Source organism: Promicromonospora xylanilytica, from assembly GCF_054782895.1.
In genome coordinates this window covers 198,560-214,046 of sequence record NZ_BAAGRP010000002.1, presented here as the reverse complement: position 1 = coordinate 214,046, position 15,487 = coordinate 198,560, and the positions used below count along the sequence as shown (strand labels likewise).

Annotated in this window: 16 protein-coding genes; 7 read left to right on the top strand and 9 right to left on the bottom strand. The window is 72.9% G+C overall.

The annotated features are described in order from the left end of the window. On the top strand, positions 1 to 828 hold the full coding sequence (locus tag ACYVK7_RS02680; RefSeq protein ID WP_460886128.1) for a carbon-nitrogen hydrolase family protein: 828 nt from the start codon (positions 1 to 3) through the stop codon (positions 826 to 828). Between the two features lie 51 nt (positions 829 to 879). On the opposite strand, the gene trhA is transcribed toward ACYVK7_RS02680, so the two are convergent. Further along, on the bottom strand, positions 880 to 1,599 hold the full coding sequence (gene trhA, locus ACYVK7_RS02675; RefSeq protein WP_460886308.1) for a PAQR family membrane homeostasis protein TrhA: 720 nt from the start codon (positions 1,597 to 1,599) through the stop codon (positions 880 to 882). 370 nt (positions 1,600 to 1,969) lie between these two features. On the opposite strand from trhA, the gene ACYVK7_RS02670 reads away from it, so the two are divergent. Together ACYVK7_RS02670 and ACYVK7_RS02665 are read left to right on the top strand one after the other, a co-directional pair. After that, positions 1,970 to 2,731: an isoprenyl transferase gene (locus tag ACYVK7_RS02670; RefSeq protein WP_460886127.1), complete on the top strand. Its 762-nt coding sequence runs from the start codon at positions 1,970 to 1,972 to the stop codon at positions 2,729 to 2,731. Between the two features lie 136 nt (positions 2,732 to 2,867). Further along, positions 2,868 to 3,335, top strand: a complete 468-nt coding sequence (locus ACYVK7_RS02665) for a MarR family winged helix-turn-helix transcriptional regulator (RefSeq protein ID WP_460886126.1) — start codon at positions 2,868 to 2,870, stop codon at positions 3,333 to 3,335. 50 nt (positions 3,336 to 3,385) lie between these two features. Here ACYVK7_RS02665 and ACYVK7_RS02660 read toward each other — a convergent pair whose 3' ends face one another. After that, complete coding sequence (locus ACYVK7_RS02660) at positions 3,386 to 4,285, bottom strand: LysR family transcriptional regulator (protein WP_460886125.1); 900 nt, start codon at positions 4,283 to 4,285, stop codon at positions 3,386 to 3,388. A gap of 187 nt (positions 4,286 to 4,472) precedes the next feature. On the opposite strand from ACYVK7_RS02660, the gene ACYVK7_RS02655 reads away from it, so the two are divergent. Next, the gene (locus tag ACYVK7_RS02655) at positions 4,473 to 5,624 is read left to right on the top strand and encodes a glycerate kinase (protein ID WP_460886124.1); all 1,152 of its coding nucleotides are present in this window, start codon (positions 4,473 to 4,475) and stop codon (positions 5,622 to 5,624) included. Here ACYVK7_RS02655 and ACYVK7_RS02650 read toward each other — a convergent pair. Continuing rightward, positions 5,605 to 6,882: an MFS transporter gene (locus tag ACYVK7_RS02650; RefSeq protein WP_460886123.1), complete on the bottom strand. Its 1,278-nt coding sequence runs from the start codon at positions 6,880 to 6,882 to the stop codon at positions 5,605 to 5,607. The two genes, ACYVK7_RS02655 and ACYVK7_RS02650, sit on opposite strands and share 20 nt — an antisense overlap. Positions 6,883 to 6,954: 72 nt before the next feature. On the opposite strand from ACYVK7_RS02650, the gene ACYVK7_RS02645 reads away from it, so the two are divergent. Next, complete coding sequence (locus ACYVK7_RS02645; RefSeq protein ID WP_460886122.1) at positions 6,955 to 7,842, top strand: LysR family transcriptional regulator; 888 nt, start codon at positions 6,955 to 6,957, stop codon at positions 7,840 to 7,842. 31 nt (positions 7,843 to 7,873) lie between these two features. On the opposite strand, the gene ACYVK7_RS02640 is transcribed toward ACYVK7_RS02645, so the two are convergent. Then, positions 7,874 to 8,464: a DUF4760 domain-containing protein gene (locus ACYVK7_RS02640; RefSeq protein ID WP_460886121.1), complete on the bottom strand. Its 591-nt coding sequence runs from the start codon at positions 8,462 to 8,464 to the stop codon at positions 7,874 to 7,876. Next, positions 8,461 to 9,096, bottom strand: a complete 636-nt coding sequence (locus tag ACYVK7_RS02635; protein ID WP_460886120.1) for a DUF1028 domain-containing protein — start codon at positions 9,094 to 9,096, stop codon at positions 8,461 to 8,463. The genes ACYVK7_RS02640 and ACYVK7_RS02635 overlap by 4 nt, the downstream gene beginning before the upstream one ends. Before the next feature lie 166 nt (positions 9,097 to 9,262). Between ACYVK7_RS02635 and ACYVK7_RS02630 the strand changes: the two genes are divergently transcribed. Beyond that, the gene (locus ACYVK7_RS02630; RefSeq protein ID WP_460886119.1) at positions 9,263 to 10,417 is read left to right on the top strand and encodes a ferrochelatase; all 1,155 of its coding nucleotides are present in this window, start codon (positions 9,263 to 9,265) and stop codon (positions 10,415 to 10,417) included. A gap of 49 nt (positions 10,418 to 10,466) precedes the next feature. Next, entirely contained in the window at positions 10,467 to 11,216 is a 750-nt protein-coding gene (gene hemQ / locus ACYVK7_RS02625) for a hydrogen peroxide-dependent heme synthase (protein WP_460886118.1), read from the top strand. A 104-nt stretch (positions 11,217 to 11,320) separates the two neighbouring features. Here hemQ and ACYVK7_RS02620 read toward each other — a convergent pair whose 3' ends face one another. The 4 genes from ACYVK7_RS02620 to ACYVK7_RS02605 form a co-directional block, all read right to left on the bottom strand. After that, entirely contained in the window at positions 11,321 to 12,223 is a 903-nt protein-coding gene (locus ACYVK7_RS02620; protein ID WP_460886117.1) for a class I SAM-dependent methyltransferase, read from the bottom strand. Positions 12,224 to 12,357: 134 nt separating this feature from the next. Beyond that, positions 12,358 to 13,662, bottom strand: a complete 1,305-nt coding sequence (locus ACYVK7_RS02615) for a Glu/Leu/Phe/Val family dehydrogenase (RefSeq protein ID WP_460886116.1) — start codon at positions 13,660 to 13,662, stop codon at positions 12,358 to 12,360. Positions 13,663 to 13,919: 257 nt separating this feature from the next. Beyond that, entirely contained in the window at positions 13,920 to 14,519 is a 600-nt protein-coding gene (locus tag ACYVK7_RS02610) for a biotin transporter BioY (protein WP_460886115.1), read from the bottom strand. A gap of 112 nt (positions 14,520 to 14,631) precedes the next feature. Further along, positions 14,632 to 15,396: a helix-turn-helix domain-containing protein gene (locus ACYVK7_RS02605; protein ID WP_460886114.1), complete on the bottom strand. Its 765-nt coding sequence runs from the start codon at positions 15,394 to 15,396 to the stop codon at positions 14,632 to 14,634. Positions 15,397 to 15,487 lie beyond the last annotated feature (91 nt).

The window sequence follows — 15,487 nt, the reverse complement described above, 5'->3', positions numbered from 1 at the left end:
GTGACGGCGCCGGGCACCGCCACCGGTGTCGTCCGCGTCACGGTGGCCCAGGTGTCCGTCACCACGGACCACGAGGCCAACCGCCGGACCGTGGTCGACGCCTTCGAGGTGGCGGCGCGTGCCGAGGCAGACCTCCTGGTGCTGCCGGAGTACGCGTCCGCGTACGACCCGCACGGCGTGGGGCCGGAGCAGGCCGAGCCGCTCGACGGCCCGTTCGTCACGCTACTGCGGGCCAGGGCGCGCGAGCACGGGGTCGCCGTGATCGCGGGGGTCACGCTGCCCGGTTCCGACGGGGCGCGCGCGGTGAACGCGCTCGTCGTCGTCGACGGCGCGGGCGAGCTCGCCGGCGTGTACCGCAAGGTGCACCTGTACGACGCGTTCGGGTACCGGGAGTCGGACCGGCTCGAACCCGGCCCCGCCGGCGCCGAGCCGGTCACCCTGCGGCTGGGCGGCCTCACCTTCGGCGTGCTGACCTGCTACGACCTGCGGTTCCCCGAGTCCGCCCGCCGGTTGGTCGACGCCGGGGCGGACGTGCTGGTGTATCCGGCGGCATGGGTCGCCGGCCCGCTCAAGGCCGACCACTGGCGCACGCTGCTCCGGGCGCGGGCGATCGAGAACACGGCCATGGTGCTCGGCGTGGGGATGACGGGAGAGGCCGTCACCGGACGCTCTCTCCTTGCCGGACCGGACGGGGTGGCCGGGCTGGAGATGGGCGAGGAGGAGGCCTACCACACGGTCGACCTGGACCCCGCTCCGCTCGCCGCGGTCCGCAAGACCAACCCGTCCCTCACGAACCGGCGCTACGCCGTCGTGCCCACCGAGGCCTGACCGGCACCCAGGAGGTCGACATCCGGATCGACCCGGCGGCGGCCCGCCACGTCAGATCGCGAGGTTGGCCAGGTAGATCGCGACCAGGTGGCACAGGAACCCGATCACGGTGAACACGTGGAAGATCTCGTGGAAGCCGAACCAGGCGGGGCTCGGATCGGGCTTCTTGGTGCCGTAGACGATCGCGCCGATCGTGTACGCGAGGCCGCCCGCGAGGATGAGCCAGACGATCGCGGGGCCGCCGGTTGTCCAGAACTGGCCCATGTAGGCGACGGCCACCCAGCCGAGGGCGAGGTAGACCGGCACATAGACCCAGCGGGGCGCGTTGAGCCAGAAGACGCGTGCCAGCAGCCCCAGCAGCGCGCCGCTCCAGACCAGCCAGAGCAGCACCGTCCCCTGGTCCCTGGGCAGGAGCAGTACCGCGAGGGGCGTGTAGGTCCCGGCGATGATGAGAAAGATGTTGGTGTGGTCGAGGCGCCGGAGCACGGCGTCGGTCCGCGGTGACCAGTTGCCGCGGTGGTAGACCGCGGAGACGCCGAACAGCAGGCAGGCGCTCAGGCCGAACACCGACGCGGAGATCTTTCCGGGCACGGTCGGGGCGAGCGCCACCAGCACGATGCTCGCCGCGAGGGCCAGGGGAAAGGTGCCTGCGTGGATCCAGCCGCGCAGCCGCGGCTTGATCTTCCGCTCGACCTTCTCGACGGTGGACGACACCGAGGTGGAGATGACCTGCACCACGTCGGTGGCCTTGTCCCGCACGTCGTCGAGCATGCCCGAGTGCTTGTCCGACGCCTCGTCCGAGCCGCCGGCCGAGGCGTCGGACCCGTCCGTGTGAGCTCGCACGCTGCTCTCCTCTTCGTTCGGCAACCGGCGCCCTCCTGGTGCCGGGGCACAACCTACGGTTGCGTAACTTACTCTAGCGTAGGTTGGTCGGGCGCCCGCTGGCAGGGGCCTTGTGAAGATCCTGCGCCGGGTTGGCGGGAGTCGCTCGCGGGGGCCTCGGAGAGGGCTCTGGCGAGCGGGACACCCCGCGTTCGGGGAGTACCTTTGTCCACGTCCTGCCGGGTACTCGACCCAGCGCAAGAGCTGTCGTGCGGACCGCGTACCCGCGGCTCCCACGGCCTGACCCCCTGAGGTATCCGTGCGCCTGCCCAGCCCGTTGTACCGCCTCTACGAGCGACGCCTGGCGTCAGCGCTGCACGGCGCGACCCTGCCCCGGCACATCGGCGTGATGCTCGACGGCAACCGACGCTGGGCGCGCTCGTTCGGCGAGACGGCGGCGACGGGACACCGCCGCGGCGCCGACAAGATCACCGAGTTCCTGGGGTGGGCCGAGTCGCTCGGTATCGAGGTGGTCACGCTGTGGATGTTGTCGACGGACAACCTGAGCAGGTCGGCCGACGAGCTGAGCAACCTGCTCGACATCATCGAGGACGCGGTGTCGGACCTCGCCGAGTCCGGCCGCTGGCGGCTGCGTGTCATCGGGCGGCTCGACCTGCTCCCGGCACGGCTTGCCGGTGCGCTGCGGTCGGCGGCGGACCGGACGGCGGGCGTCAAAGGGCTGCAGGTCAACGTCGCGATCGGTTACGGCGGGCGCACGGAGATCGCTGACGCCGTCCGCTCCTACCTCGCGGAGCGTGCGAAGCAGGGAGCCACGGTCGCGGACCTCGCCGAGTCGATCGACGTCGAGCACATCGCGGAGCACCTGTACACCAAAGGGCAGCCCGACCCGGAGCTGGTCATCCGGACCTCCGGCGAGCAGCGCATCGGTGGGTTCCTCATGTGGCAGAGCCAGCACACGGAGTTCTACTTCTGCGAGGCGTACTGGCCGGCGTTCCGGCGCGTCGACTTCTTGCGCGCGCTGCGCGACTTCTCGCTCCGGGAGCGCCGGCTCGGCCGGTGAGACCCTGTCGTCGGTGGCGGGACACGACGCCCTTGTCGTCGATATTCGACATGGTGAAATTCGCCACCACGGGTGCAGGTAGGTGAGTGAAAGTTCAGTCAGGTAGCGTGCCGTGGATGACGAGGAGTGCGCGTTGATGACCGAGCGGCGTGAGCCGTCGGCTCGCGAGGCGGCCGAAGCGTGGGAGTCGCTGTTCCGCGCCCAGGTGACGGTGATGCGCCGCCTCCTGGCGGACGACATCTGGGGCGACCTGAGCATGCGCGAGTACGACGTGCTGTTCACGCTCTCCCTCGCGCCGGGGGAGACGCTCCGCCTGCGCGAGCTCAACGAGAACATCCTGATGGCCCAGTCCTCGCTGTCGCGCATGGTGGAGCGGCTCGAGAAGCGCGGTCTCGTACGCAGGCACCCCTCTCCGGACGACGGCCGGGGTGTGCTGGTGAGCCTCACGGAGGAGGGCTCGGCCACCCAGAAGGAGCTCGGCCGGCGGCACGTGCGGTCCATCGCGCACTACGTGACGCCGGCGATGGACGCGGACGACCTGCATCGGCTGCGTGAGCTGGCGGAGGCGCTCCGGGCGGCCCAGTCGGACATCGACGACTTCTGACGGGACCCGGTCCTGGCCGGTCGCAACCCCGGTGACCTGGCATGACGCCCTCACGCCGAACGTGCATGGAGGCGGAGCGCGTCCACGACGGCCCGCACGGCGGCCCGGTCCATCGTGGTGCGGCGCGCGATGAGGTGGATGTCGCGGCGGGGCGGGTCGACGAGGTCCAGCGTGCGCACGGCGTACCGGTCGTGGACGGCGAGCAGCGGCAGCAGCGTGACCGACAGACCTGCCTCGACGTGCCCCAGCAGCGTGCCGTGGCTCTCGAACCGGGCGACGGTCCGCGGTGTGAAGCCGGCGCGCCCGCAGAGCCGTTCGGCGAGGTCGGCCAGGTGGGCGCCCGGGTGCTCGAAGGCCCACGGCTCGTCCGCGAGGGCGGACAGGTCGACGCGACCGGTCCGTTCCCCGAGCGCGGTCTCGCGGGCGGTCACGAGCACCACCCGGTCGCCCGTCAGGGGAAGGCGCGTGAGGTCGGCACCGGGCGGGACGGGGGCGTCCGGGAAGTCGGCGCAGACGGCGACATCCACCTCACCTCGCTGCAGCGCAGGCCTGCTGACCTGGGGTTCTGCCTCGGTGAGGTCCACCTGGACGCGCGGGTGCTCCTGAGCGAGCGCGGCGACGGCGGGCAGGACGATGCCGTGCAAGGCGCTGCTGAAGGCGGCCAGGCGCACCACGCCGGTGGCCTCGGAATGCAGGCCGGCGAGGTCGGCCTCCGCGGCGGCGATCCGGTCGAGGATGTCGGAGGCGTGGCCGGCGAGCGTGAGCCCCGACGGGGTCAGCCGGATGCGCCGGCCCACGCGTTCGAAGAGCTGGGCCTTCGCCTCGGTCTCCAGCGTGGCGAGCTGCTGGGACACGCTCGACGGGCTCATGTGAGCCGCTTCGGCTACGGCACGCACCGTGCCGAGCAGGTGCAGCTGGTGCAGGAGGCGCAGTCGCCAGGGGTTGAGCATGTCCCCATCTTTGTGCAGAGGCGCCGAACATTCTATTCGAGAATGGGGTCCGGACCCGTACACCGCGCCTGAGTGCGCAACCCGGACGCGTCACCAGCGCCGCCGTGGCGCAGGGGTCCGGCGCGGACGCGGTACCAGTGGCCGAGATCCTGGCCGTCAGACCGCCCGGACCGCCTACGATCAGCGCGTGGAGCCTCTGCACGTCGTTGTCTGTCCCGACTCGTTCAAGGGCAGCCTGTCTGCTGCCGAGGTCGCGTCCGCCGTCGCCGCCGGGGTGCTGGACGCCGCCCCGGACGCCGTCGTGACCCGCCTGCCCATGGCCGACGGCGGCGAGGGCACCCTCGACGCGCTGCTCGCCGTCTGGGGTGGTGCCGCCCTGGTCACCGAGACGGTGGACGCCATCGGACGGCCCACATCGGCCCGGTGGGCCGTGTCGCCCGACGGCCGCACCGCCGTCGTCGAGCTCGCCGAGGCCAGCGGTCTGCCCGGGGTCTCGGACGCACCCCCGCAGCCGCTGCACGCGAGCACCCGCGGCACCGGGGACGTCGCGCGCGCCGCGCTCGACGCGGGCGTCAGCGAGATCCTGCTCTGCCTGGGCGGCTCCGCGTCGACGGACGGCGGTTCCGGCATCCTGACCGGCCTCGGTGCGCGTCTTCTCGACGCCGCGGGCCACCAGGTGCCCGACGGCGGGGAAGGGCTGGCCTCCGTGGCGACGCTCGACCTGACCGGGCTGCACCCACGGGCCCGCGAGGTGCGCTGGCGGCTCGCCGTCGACGTAACCAACCCGCTGGTGGGCGAGCACGGTGCCGCGCACGTCTTCGGGCCGCAGAAGGGAGCGCGCGACGGGGCGGCGGAGTTCCTCGACGACGCGCTCCGGCACTGGTCGGCGGTGCTGGAGCGGGAGACCGGCGCCACGGTGTCCGACGTGCCCGGTGCCGGCGCGGCCGGTGGCGTGCCCGCCGGACTGATCGCCGTGCTCGGCGCCGAGAACACCCCGGGCGCCGTGCTCGTCGCCGAGGCGGTCGGCCTGCCCGCAGCGCTCGCGGACGCCCACCTGGTGATCACGGGCGAGGGGTCGTTCGACTCACAGTCGGTGCGCGGCAAGGTCGCGGACGGCGTCGCCCGGCTCGCCGCGGCGTCGCCCACCCGGCCGCCGGTCGTGGTCGTGGCCGGTCAGGTGCTGCTGCCGGAGGCGCAGGCCCGGGCGGCAGGCATCGCGGCGGCGTTCTCCATAGCTCCCGGCCCGGTCGAGCTGGACGACCTGATCGCACGGACCGGCCCGCGCCTCCGCGACCTGGCTGCCGCGGTGACCAGCCTCGTCAGCGCCGGGCGCCGCTAGCCGGTTCGGTCAGCCGGACGGTGTCGTGGGGGAGCACCGGCCTCGAGCGGCCACGCAGCCACAGCACCGCCGCCACGGCCGCGAACACCTGCATGAGGCCGGTCACCACCAGGACCGGCCCGGCGCCGAACGCGCCGATCAGCGCGCCGCCGACGAGCAGCCCGGCCGAGGCGCCCCCGCCGTGCAGCACGGTCTCGGCGGTGAAGGCGGTCCGCCGCTCGGCGCCCGTCGTCCGGTCCACGATGAGCGCGTTGAGCGCCGCGATCCCGAACGGCATGGTCAGGCCGCCCACGGCGGCGACCAGCGCGACCGCGACCAGGTTCGGCGCGGCCACGGGCAGCGCCAGGTACGCGATCCCCAGCATCACCCACGAGACCACGATCGCCGGGAGGCGCGGGACCCGGTGCACCACGAGCGGTACGACGAACGACACGCCGACGGTCGCGGCGCCGTAGCCCGCCATGCCTGCCGCGACCAGCTCGCCCGGCCGGTCGAGCTCCGCACCGAGCAGCGTGAGTCCCAGCGTGAACGCGAACCAGGTGATGCCGCCGATCCCCGCGAGCCCGACACCCACGGCCAGCTCCGGATGGGCACGCAGCACTGCCCGCACGGACGGTGCGGTCCCGGCCGGCCCGTCAGCGCCGGCCGGCCCGTCGACCGCGCCGGAAACCCCGGGGCTCCGCGAGGCCCCGGGCACCGTCAGCATGGCGACCGCGCCCAGTCCCACCGCCGCGGCCTCCCACCACAGCAGCGGCTCCGCGCCCCACACGACCAGCAGCCATGCGCCGAGCGGCGGCGCGAAGATCATGGACGACCGGTGCGCGAGGTCCTGCCAGGCGAGGGCACGCGCGCCGACGTCGGGCCCGTTCCCCGGCAGCTCGGCGAGATCCGCGGTGAGGGCGCGCTGCGCCGGCGCGAGCAGGGCCGACGTCGCCCCCGTGACCAAGCCCGCCGCGCACAGGACCACGGCGCCGACGCCGACGGTCGCCGCCGCCACGGGGACGAGCATCAGCCCGACAGCCTGGACGGTGAGCAGGACGGCGAGTGCGCGGCCCGAGGTCAGCCGCGACCGCAGGCGCCGTCCCCACCACGCGGAGGTGAGCAGCGGCAGACCGGCGAAGCCGCCGACGAGCCCCGTGGTCCAGGCGTCGCCGGTCTGGTCGAGCGCCACCAGCGGCAGGGCGACGGCGGTGATGCGCTGGCCGGTCCAGGTGACGAAGGTCGTGGCGGTCAGCGTGAGGAGGTGTGGGTTGCGCACGGTGTCATCCTGCGTCGGCCCCCGGACCCCCGGTAGACGGTGGTCGAGCACGACCGGACATAGGCTGAAGCTATGACCTCATATCCCACCGTCGAGGACCTACGGCTGGTCGACGCCGTCGCACGGCACGGCTCGCTCGGCGCGGCGGCGCGCGAGCTGCTGGTGAGCCAGCCGTCGGCGAGCCAGCGGCTGGCCGCGCTGGAGCGGCGGGTCGGCGCCGTCCTGTTCGACCGGGACACCACGGGGGCACGTCCGACGGCGGCGGGGCTCGCGTTCTGCGACCAGGCCACGCACGTGCTCGACCACCTGGGGGCGATGGTGGAGCGCACGCTCGTGGCGGCCCGGTCGCGCACCGTCTCGGTGGGCACCATCCCGAGCCTCGCGGGCACGCTGTTCGCGGCACTGGACGTCCTGCTCGACGACCTCGTGGTCCAGCCGGAGGTCGAGCACGGTCCGCGGCTGCTGGAGTGGGTCGAGCGGGGCACGCTCGACGCGGCGTTCGTGACCATCGCCAAGCAGGTCCCGATCGCACGGGGCCTGGTGGTCACGGAGGTGGGACAGCACGACCTGGTCACGCTCCTGCCCGACGGGGCGCCCGGCCGGGGGCAGGGCCGCAGACCGTACTCGGGGCAGACCGTGATCTGCTGCGCGCTCGACCTGTCCAGGGACGTCCTCCTGCGCAGGCTGACCGATCTGGGTGCCCACGCCCGGCACTCGGCCACGGCGGAGTCCGCGGTGCGCACGGCGCGGGAACGGCGCTGCGCCGTCGTGGTGCCGGACCTGGTGGCGCGCTGGTACGCGGCCCCCGGCGACCGGATCGAGCCCGCGCCGGTCCGGTCGAGGGTCCGGCTGTCGCTGGTGACGCGCAGCCCGGTGCCACCGGGCCTGGTCCACGTGCTCCCAGGCCTCCGGGAACGGCTGGACCACGGCAACGTGCATGCGCGGGGGACAGCGTCGTGAGACCGGAGACCGGAGACCGCCGGACGGCGGCTCAGCGGGCGCGGCGCTCGATCTGGTCGCCGTACTCCAGGACCAGGACCTGGACGGACCGGTAGAGCTCGTCGCCCACGTGCTCGCGCCGGTGGTCGATGTACTCGCGACAGCACTCGTAGCAGCGGCTCATGGCACCGCCGCGCAGGCCGAGCAGCATGCGGACATCCACGTAACCGCGCAGGGCGAGCGATGACAGGAACTCGTAGTAGTCGAGCATCGTGACCACGTGGTGCTGCTCGTCGGCCGGCAGGTCAGGGCCCACCGCCTCGCCGGACTGGATGCGGTCGGCCATCCAGACGTCGGCAGTGACGAGCGCGTCGGTGGTCTGGAAGTTCATGATCAGCTCGACGCTGTGCTGTCTGCGCTGGGTCTGCCGGGTCTGCAGCACCGTCGCCGCCCCGAAGACCACCGCCACCAGGATCGACGCGGCGGTCTCGTTCACGCCTCGGACCGGGGCCCGCAGTGCGCCGAAGATCAGTACCACCAGGCCGGCCGCGGCCAGGGACTGGACCACGATCCGCAGCCTCGGGTCGACCTGCTGCCAGCGCAGGTACAGGCGGTTGTACCTGGTGTCCGGGCGGGAGATCATGTGGCTCCGATCAGGTCGTCGTTCAGGTCCACGAGCCGGGCGAGCTCGGCCACCGGTGCCTCGGCGTCGTCGACGCGCAGGTCCGCCAGCACCTGCGTGCCCTCGCCGATCGCCCGCCCGGCGCCCACGACGAGGAGCGCGGCGCTCTGCCGACCGCGACGGTCGCCGCCTGCCCCCTCGCCGGCCGCGAGCGCGATCAGCAGCCGGCGCCGGAGTGGAGTCCCGGCGGAGCCGGTCCATGCCGCCTGCATGGCGTCGAGCACCTCGGGACCGGTGAGCAGGTTGCCCTGGAGCGCGTATCCGGCGCCGGTACGGTGTCCGGCGTACTCGGCGCACTCCGGCCCGGTCCAGGCTGCCGCCTCGCCGTCCCTGCCGACCACGCCGACCTGCCGGCGACAGCGGCCGGAGTCGTCGGCCAGGAGGGCGGCGAGCGTCCGCTCCGCCGTCTCGCCGGCCCCGAGCAGGGCCAGGCCCTTTTCTCGGTAGGCCATGTTGGTGTATGCCTGGGTCGCGAGCGCGCCGGCGCCGGGAGCGGCGGCGGGCACCATCGCCCCGACTGCCAGGTATTTCGACGCGACGGCTACGCCCCAGGCGGTCTCGCGAGGGCTGTGCGCCACGATCGAGAACGTCATGGTGAGAGGTTATGCCGGGTTCCGTCCCGGGGTGCGGTGCGTGCGCCTCTGCCTGCCGGGGTCGTGGTCGACCGCAGGGTTTCCTGACAGTGCGTCGCATCGATGTCACGTCCCGTTCGCCCGTCTCCGGACCGTCCTGCGCCCCGGACGGTGGAAGGATGAGCGCATGCCCGCGAATTTCCCCCAGCCTGCGGCGCACGACGCCGCGCCGTACGACGCCCTGCTGCTCTACTCCTTCGGTGGACCGAACGAACCGGAAGACGTGGTGCCGTTCCTGCGCAACGTCACCGCCGGCAAGGGCATCCCGGACGAGCGGCTCGAAGAGGTGGGCGAGCACTACTACGGGTTCGGCGGCAAGAGCCCGATCAACGAGCAGAACCTCGCGCTCAAGGCAGCGCTCGAGGCAGAGCTCGCCGCCCGCGGCATCGAGCTCCCCGTCGTGTGGGGCAACCGCAACTGGGCGCCGTACACGAACGATGCGGTCGACGAGCTGGAGAAGCTGGGTGCCCAGCGCGCCGTCGCACTGGTGACCAGCGCCTTCTCGTCGTACTCCGGCTGTCGCCAGTACCGCGAGGATCTGGCCGTCACCCTGGACAAGCGCGGGCAGCTCGGCCCCGACGGGTCGACGGGCGTGCAGTTCGACAAGATCCGTTCGTACTTCAACCACCCGGGTTTCGCACGCGCCAACGTCGACGCCGTCGTCGAGGCCTACGCGGAGCTCGAGGCGAAGGGCGGGTCCGGCGCCGCCGCGAGGCTGGTGTTCGTGACCCACTCGATCCCGGACACCATGGAGGCGGCGTCGCGGATCTCGCACGCCACGTACTCCGAGCAGCACCTGGACCTCGCGGAGGTCGTCGCCGCCGAGGTCGCTGAGCGCGTCGGCCACGAGGTCCCGTGGGACCTGGCGTACTGCTCGCGGTCCGGCCCGCCGAGCCAGCCGTGGCTCGAGCCGGACGTCAACGACCACCTGGAGGCCCTCGCTGCCGACGGGCTGCGCGACGTGGTGCTGTCACCGATCGGGTTCGTCTCCGACCACATGGAGGTGGCCTACGACCTCGACACCGAGGCGCTGGCCACGGCGGACGGCCTCGGCATGACCGCCGTGCGGGCCGGCACGGTGGGCACGCGCGAACCCTTCGTCAGCGGTCTGGTGGACCTCCTGCTGGAGCGCGCCGCCCTCGCTCGCGGCGACGACGTCACCGAGGCGACCGTAGGCTCGCTGCCGGCGCTCCGCTCGGTCTGTGCCCCGGGCTGCTGCCTGCGCCGTGACGGCGAGCCGAGCGGCGTCCCGGCGCTGTGCGGTACCGACCTGTACTCCTGAGGCCCTGTACTCCTGAGGCCCGCCCGCGGGCCATGATCGAGAGGCACCCATGAACGACACCCACGTGCACGGAGACACCGGGCACGAGATCGACCCCACCGCCATCAACGAGAGCATCCGGTACACGATGTTCTCGGTCTTCTCCGTGTCGGAGACGCTCCCGGCGGACGAGGCCGAGCGCAAGGCCCTCGTGGCCGAGGCCGAGAACGCCGTCGGCGGTGGTGGCGACCCGGCCGCGACCACCGGGGACCTCGTGACCCGCGGCTGGTACGACGTGGGCGGTCTGCGGTCCGACGCCGACCTCATGCTGTGGACCCACGGCCCGTCGATCGAGTCCGTGCAGGGTGCCTACCAGGCGCTGCGCGCGTCGGAGCTGGGCCGCTCGCTGGAGCCCGTGTGGTCGGTCGCCGCCCTGCACCGCCCGGCCGAGTTCAACCGTGGCCACGTCCCCGCGTTCCTCGCGGGCGAGGCGCCGCGCGACTACATCTGCGTCTACCCGTTCGTGCGCTCCTACGACTGGTACCTGCTGCCGGAGGACGAGCGCCGCACGATGCTGCGCGACCACGGCATGGCGGCCGCCGGCTACAAGGACGTGCGGGCCAACACCGTCTCGGCCTTCGCGCTCGGCGACTACGAGTGGGTCCTCGCGTTCGAGGCCGACGAGCTGCACCGCATCGTCGACCTGATGCGCGACCTGCGTGCCACGGAGGCCCGCCGGCACGTGCGCGAGGAGGTCCCGTTCTTCACGGGACCCCGCACGAGCCTGGAGTCCTGGGCGTCCCGCCAGCCCCTGAGCTGATTCAGCGTCCGCGCACGCCGGCCCGGCGTGCGCGGGTTGCGGACGGCGAGTCGGGCTCGGGTGGAGTCGCCATGTCGGCTCATCCGCCGTGCCGTGCCGTGCGACTACTCCGGCAGGGTTCCGGCAAGCGCCGTGGCGCCCAGCTCCTCGTCGGTCAGGACGGTCGCGATCAGCCCGGCCGTCGTCATGTGCCCCACGGCGGCGCTCACCTGACCGTCGCCCGTCTCGACGAGCAGGTGTCCGCCGGGGCGAAGGAGCCTCGGCGCCAGGTCGATGACGCGGCGCAGGATCGTGAGCCCGTCGTCGCCGCCGTCGAGCGCGACGTGCGGCTCGTGCTCCCGGGCCTCCGGCGGCATCGTGCTGATCGCCTCGGTCGGGACGTACGGCGCGTTCGCGACGAGGACGTCGACGCGCCCCCATACCTCGGCCGGGAGCGGGCCGGCGAGGTCGCCCGTGAAGACGTGTGCGGTGAGACGGCCGGCGCCGGGCGGGACGTCGTCGTCGGACAGGGCCTTGAGGTTGTCGTGTGCACAGGCCACGGCCACCGGGTCGATGTCGGCGGCGTAGATCTCGACGTCGCGGCCGGCGGTGCGCAGCCGGGCCGCCACCGCGCCGCCGAGCGCCCCGCAGCCGCAGCACAGGTCGACCAGGACGAGGGCACCGCGCACGAGTGGGCTACCGGCGCCCTCGCCGAGAGCGGCGGCGGCCCCGGTCGCGCTCAGCCCGGACGGCGTCCCGGCCGGCCTGGCGGCCGCACGCTCCGCCGCCTCCCGGACCAGCAGCTCGGACCGTTGGCGCGGCACGAACACCCCTGGCACGACGAGCCAGCGCCGGCCGTCCAGCTCGCCCCAGCCGACGAGGTGCTCCAGCGGGAGCCCGCCGACCCGTGCGGAGACGAGCCGTTCGAGGCGCGCCGCGTCGCCATCGGCAGCCTCGGTCAGGATTCGCGCCTCGTCCTCGGCGAAGACGCAGCCGGCGGATCGAAGCCGCGTCACGAGTTCGTCCATGACCTGAGGGTAGGCGAGCGGAGCTCCAGGTAGGCCGTCCCTGCTCGTCCGTGCGCGACAGTCGGGCAACCGACCCCCGGACAGGCCGAATCCCCAGGGCGCCGGAGCGCCCTGGGGATCCGACAACGCCGTGGTCAGGGGTACAGGCCCCGGATCTGGTGCGCCTCGGCCACGCGCTTGACGCCGATCACGAGCGCGGCGTCGCGCAGCGACAGGCCCTCGCGCTGGGCGAGCGCCGAGACCTCGGCGAACGCGGTGGTCATGCGGTGCTCCAGCTTGTCCGCGATCTCGGCCTCGGTCCACCAGTACGTCTGGTTCGCCTGCACCCACTCGAAGTACGAGACGACCACACCACCGGCGTTCGCCAGGACGTCCGGCACCACGGTCACGTCGTTCTTCGCGAGCAGGGCGTCGCCGGCCGCCGTCGTCGGGCCGTTGGCGCCCTCGACAACCCAGCGGGCCTTGACGCTGCCCGCCGTCGTCTCGTCCAGCACGCCCTCGATCGCGGCGGGGACCAGCACGTCGACGTCGAGCGCGAGCAGGTCGGTGTTGGAGACGGGCTCCGCGTCGGGGAAGTCCACGACCGAGCCCGTGCGCTGCATGTGCTCCATCAGGCGGGGCACGTCGAGGCCGCCGTCGGCCTTGATGCCGCCGTACTGGTCGCTCACGGCGACGACGCGTGCGCCGCGCGCCGCGAAGATCGCCGCCGCGTGCGAACCCACCTTGCCGAAGCCCTGGACGGCGACGGACACGTCGCCGAGGGTCATGCCCGCCTCGGCGAGCGCCGCCGACGTGACGTGCACGATGCCGGCGGAGGTGGCGGTGCCGCGGCCCAGAGAGCCGCCCACCTCGAGGGGCTTGCCGGTCACGACAGCGGGGATCGTGTACCCGCGGTTGACCGAGTAGGTGTCCATGACCCAGGCCATCGTCTGGGCGTCGGTGCCCATGTCCGGAGCCATGATGTCGGTGTCCGGACCGATCATGGGCATGATCTCCGACGTGTACCGCCGGGTCACACGCTCCAGCTCGGACTGCGAGTAGCCGCGGGGGTCGATGGCGACGCCGCCCTTGGCGCCGCCGTACGGCAGGTTGACCACCGCACACTTCCAGGTCATCCACATGGCCAGCGCACGTACCTCGTCGACGTCGACCGAGGGGTGGTAGCGCAGGCCGCCCTTGCCGGGGCCGAGGCTGACGTTGTGCTGCACGCGGAAGCCGTGGAACAGCACGGTCTCGCCGGAGTCGCGACGGAGCGGCACCGCGACATGGATCTCACGGCGCGGTGTCGCGAGCATGCGGTGCAGACCCTCGTCGTAGCCGAGGATCTCCGCCGCCGAGGCGAGCTGCGCGTGCGCGGTCGCGAGGGCGGAGCCCTCGGTGGGAGATCCAGCCGGTGCGAAGCTGGGTGGTGCGGGAGTGGACGTCGTTGTCGTCGTCACGTGGGTCCTCCGGGGAGAACGGCGCTTGCCGCCTTTCGAGCGGGGCGCGGGCTGCGCGGCGCGGGGTTTGCGCCTCGGTATCACCGTATCGCTTCGATGGGCCTCGCTGCGCGACGGCGGGAATCTGTTTGGTGATGATTCGGTGGCCGCAGGGCTGGTAAGGAGAAAGTCTGCCGCCCCCAAGGGTGCACACCTGGAATTTTTGCGCCAGATGTGCCGCTTGGTGACGGCAGACCGTTGCCGGGGTGCCGGGAAGCTCAGCGCTCCGTGAGCCGCCAGGCACCTGGGAGCACCACACCGGCCAGGGCTGCCTTGATCGCGTCGCCCACGAGGAAGACGCCGGCACCGGCGACGAGGGCGGCGCCCGGCGCCATCCCCGTCGTGACCGCGAGCCACGGCACGCCGATCGCGTAGATCGTCGCGGTGCCTGCGGCGAACGCGAGGAAGGTGCCGAGCACGCCGCGGTCGAGGCCGCGCTTCGCGAGGGCGCCGACCACGATGCTCGCCACGACGAAGCCGACGATGTAGCCGCCCGAGGCGCCGAGGACGACCTCGACGCCCGAGGCGCCACCCGTGAAGACGGGCAGGCCCACCACACCGAGCGCCAGGTACAGCACCTGCGCGAACGCGCCGCGCACCGGGCCGACCGCTGCGGCACCGAGGAGCACGGCGAAGGTCTGACCGGTCACCGGGACGGGCAGGCCGGGGATCGGGACGCGGAGCTGGGCCGCCAGGGCGGTCAGCGCGGCGACACCGACCACGAGCGCGATGTCGCGTGCGAGTGTGCCCGGCAGCAGGTCGGCCAGCACGCGGCGCGGGTTGGAGCGCGGGACCAGGGGGAACGCGATGGTCGTCATAACAGACGAGGTTATGCGGCCGGGGCGCGTCGCGTCGTGGTCCTGGGCCGCCTGTGATCGACCGTGTTCGTTGTGCGGATCGCGCAAGGAACGATTCGGCGCAGGCGCAGGCTCAGCCGCGCCGCGACCGGCTCCGGAACGACGACGGCGTCTCGCCGGTCAGCCGGGCGAAGGTGCGGGAGAAGGACGGCTGGTCGTAGAACCCCGCCGCCGCCGCGACCTGCGCCAGCGGCACCGTGCTGGAGGTCAGCAGGTGCGCCGCCCGGTCCACCCGCAGCCGGAGCACGAGCTGCCGTGGCGAGAGCCCGAAGACCCGGCGCACCCGGCGGTCGAGGGAGGCGGGGGTGCAGTCGGCGAGCACGGCGAGGTCGGCGACCGAGGGCACCTCGCCACGCTCCAGCAGGTCCTCGATGTCGCCCCGCAGCCGCGCCATGGCCTGGATCGTCGCGTCGTCGGCGTCGCCGGAACGCAGGTCCTGAGAGACCGACACGAGCCCCACGTACCTGCCGGACTCGTCGTGCAGGGGCAGCTTGGACGTGAGGAACCAGCCGGGCGCCCCACCCACGTGCCGGATCAGCTCGAGCTCTCCCCGCAGCGGCTCGTGGGTCGTGCGGACCCGCAGGTCCTGGCTCTCGTAGCGCTCGGCGAGCTCCGGCACGAACAGGTCGACGGCACGCTTGCCGATCACGTCGCGCCGCGACCGCTCCCGTGTGCGCCCCACGAAGACCTGGTTGACGAGCACGTACCGTCCGTCGGCGTCCTTGGCGCAGAACATCACGCCCGACAGCTCGTCCATGAGGGAGACCATGGCGGGATTCAGTGCGTCCAGCAGGGCCTGCGTCTCAGGCCGAGCGGCGCCGTTCGACGGGTTGCTCATCGCGATCCGATGCTACGCGGCGGGACCGCTCGCCGGCGCCGGCACTTGGCCGAAACCGGTGCGGATAGCGAGTGATCCCGCCAATACATCC

Excerpts from the sequence above, each read along its gene's own strand:
- trhA (WP_460886308.1), bottom strand. The coding sequence starts at position 1,599 with ATGCTCGACGACGTGCGGGACAAGGCCACCGACGTGGTGCAGGTCATC.
- ACYVK7_RS02665 (WP_460886126.1), top strand. The coding sequence starts at position 2,868 with ATGACCGAGCGGCGTGAGCCGTCGGCTCGCGAGGCGGCCGAAGCGTGG.
- ACYVK7_RS02660 (WP_460886125.1), bottom strand. The coding sequence starts at position 4,285 with ATGCTCAACCCCTGGCGACTGCGCCTCCTGCACCAGCTGCACCTGCTC.
- ACYVK7_RS02645 (WP_460886122.1), top strand. The coding sequence starts at position 6,955 with ATGACCTCATATCCCACCGTCGAGGACCTACGGCTGGTCGACGCCGTC.
- ACYVK7_RS02640 (WP_460886121.1), bottom strand. The coding sequence starts at position 8,464 with ATGATCTCCCGCCCGGACACCAGGTACAACCGCCTGTACCTGCGCTGG.
- ACYVK7_RS02635 (WP_460886120.1), bottom strand. The coding sequence starts at position 9,096 with ATGACGTTCTCGATCGTGGCGCACAGCCCTCGCGAGACCGCCTGGGGC.
- ACYVK7_RS02630 (WP_460886119.1), top strand. The coding sequence starts at position 9,263 with ATGCCCGCGAATTTCCCCCAGCCTGCGGCGCACGACGCCGCGCCGTAC.
- hemQ (WP_460886118.1), top strand. The coding sequence starts at position 10,467 with ATGAACGACACCCACGTGCACGGAGACACCGGGCACGAGATCGACCCC.
- ACYVK7_RS02620 (WP_460886117.1), bottom strand. The coding sequence starts at position 12,223 with ATGGACGAACTCGTGACGCGGCTTCGATCCGCCGGCTGCGTCTTCGCC.
- ACYVK7_RS02610 (WP_460886115.1), bottom strand. The coding sequence starts at position 14,519 with ATGACGACCATCGCGTTCCCCCTGGTCCCGCGCTCCAACCCGCGCCGC.
- ACYVK7_RS02605 (WP_460886114.1), bottom strand. The coding sequence starts at position 15,396 with ATGAGCAACCCGTCGAACGGCGCCGCTCGGCCTGAGACGCAGGCCCTG.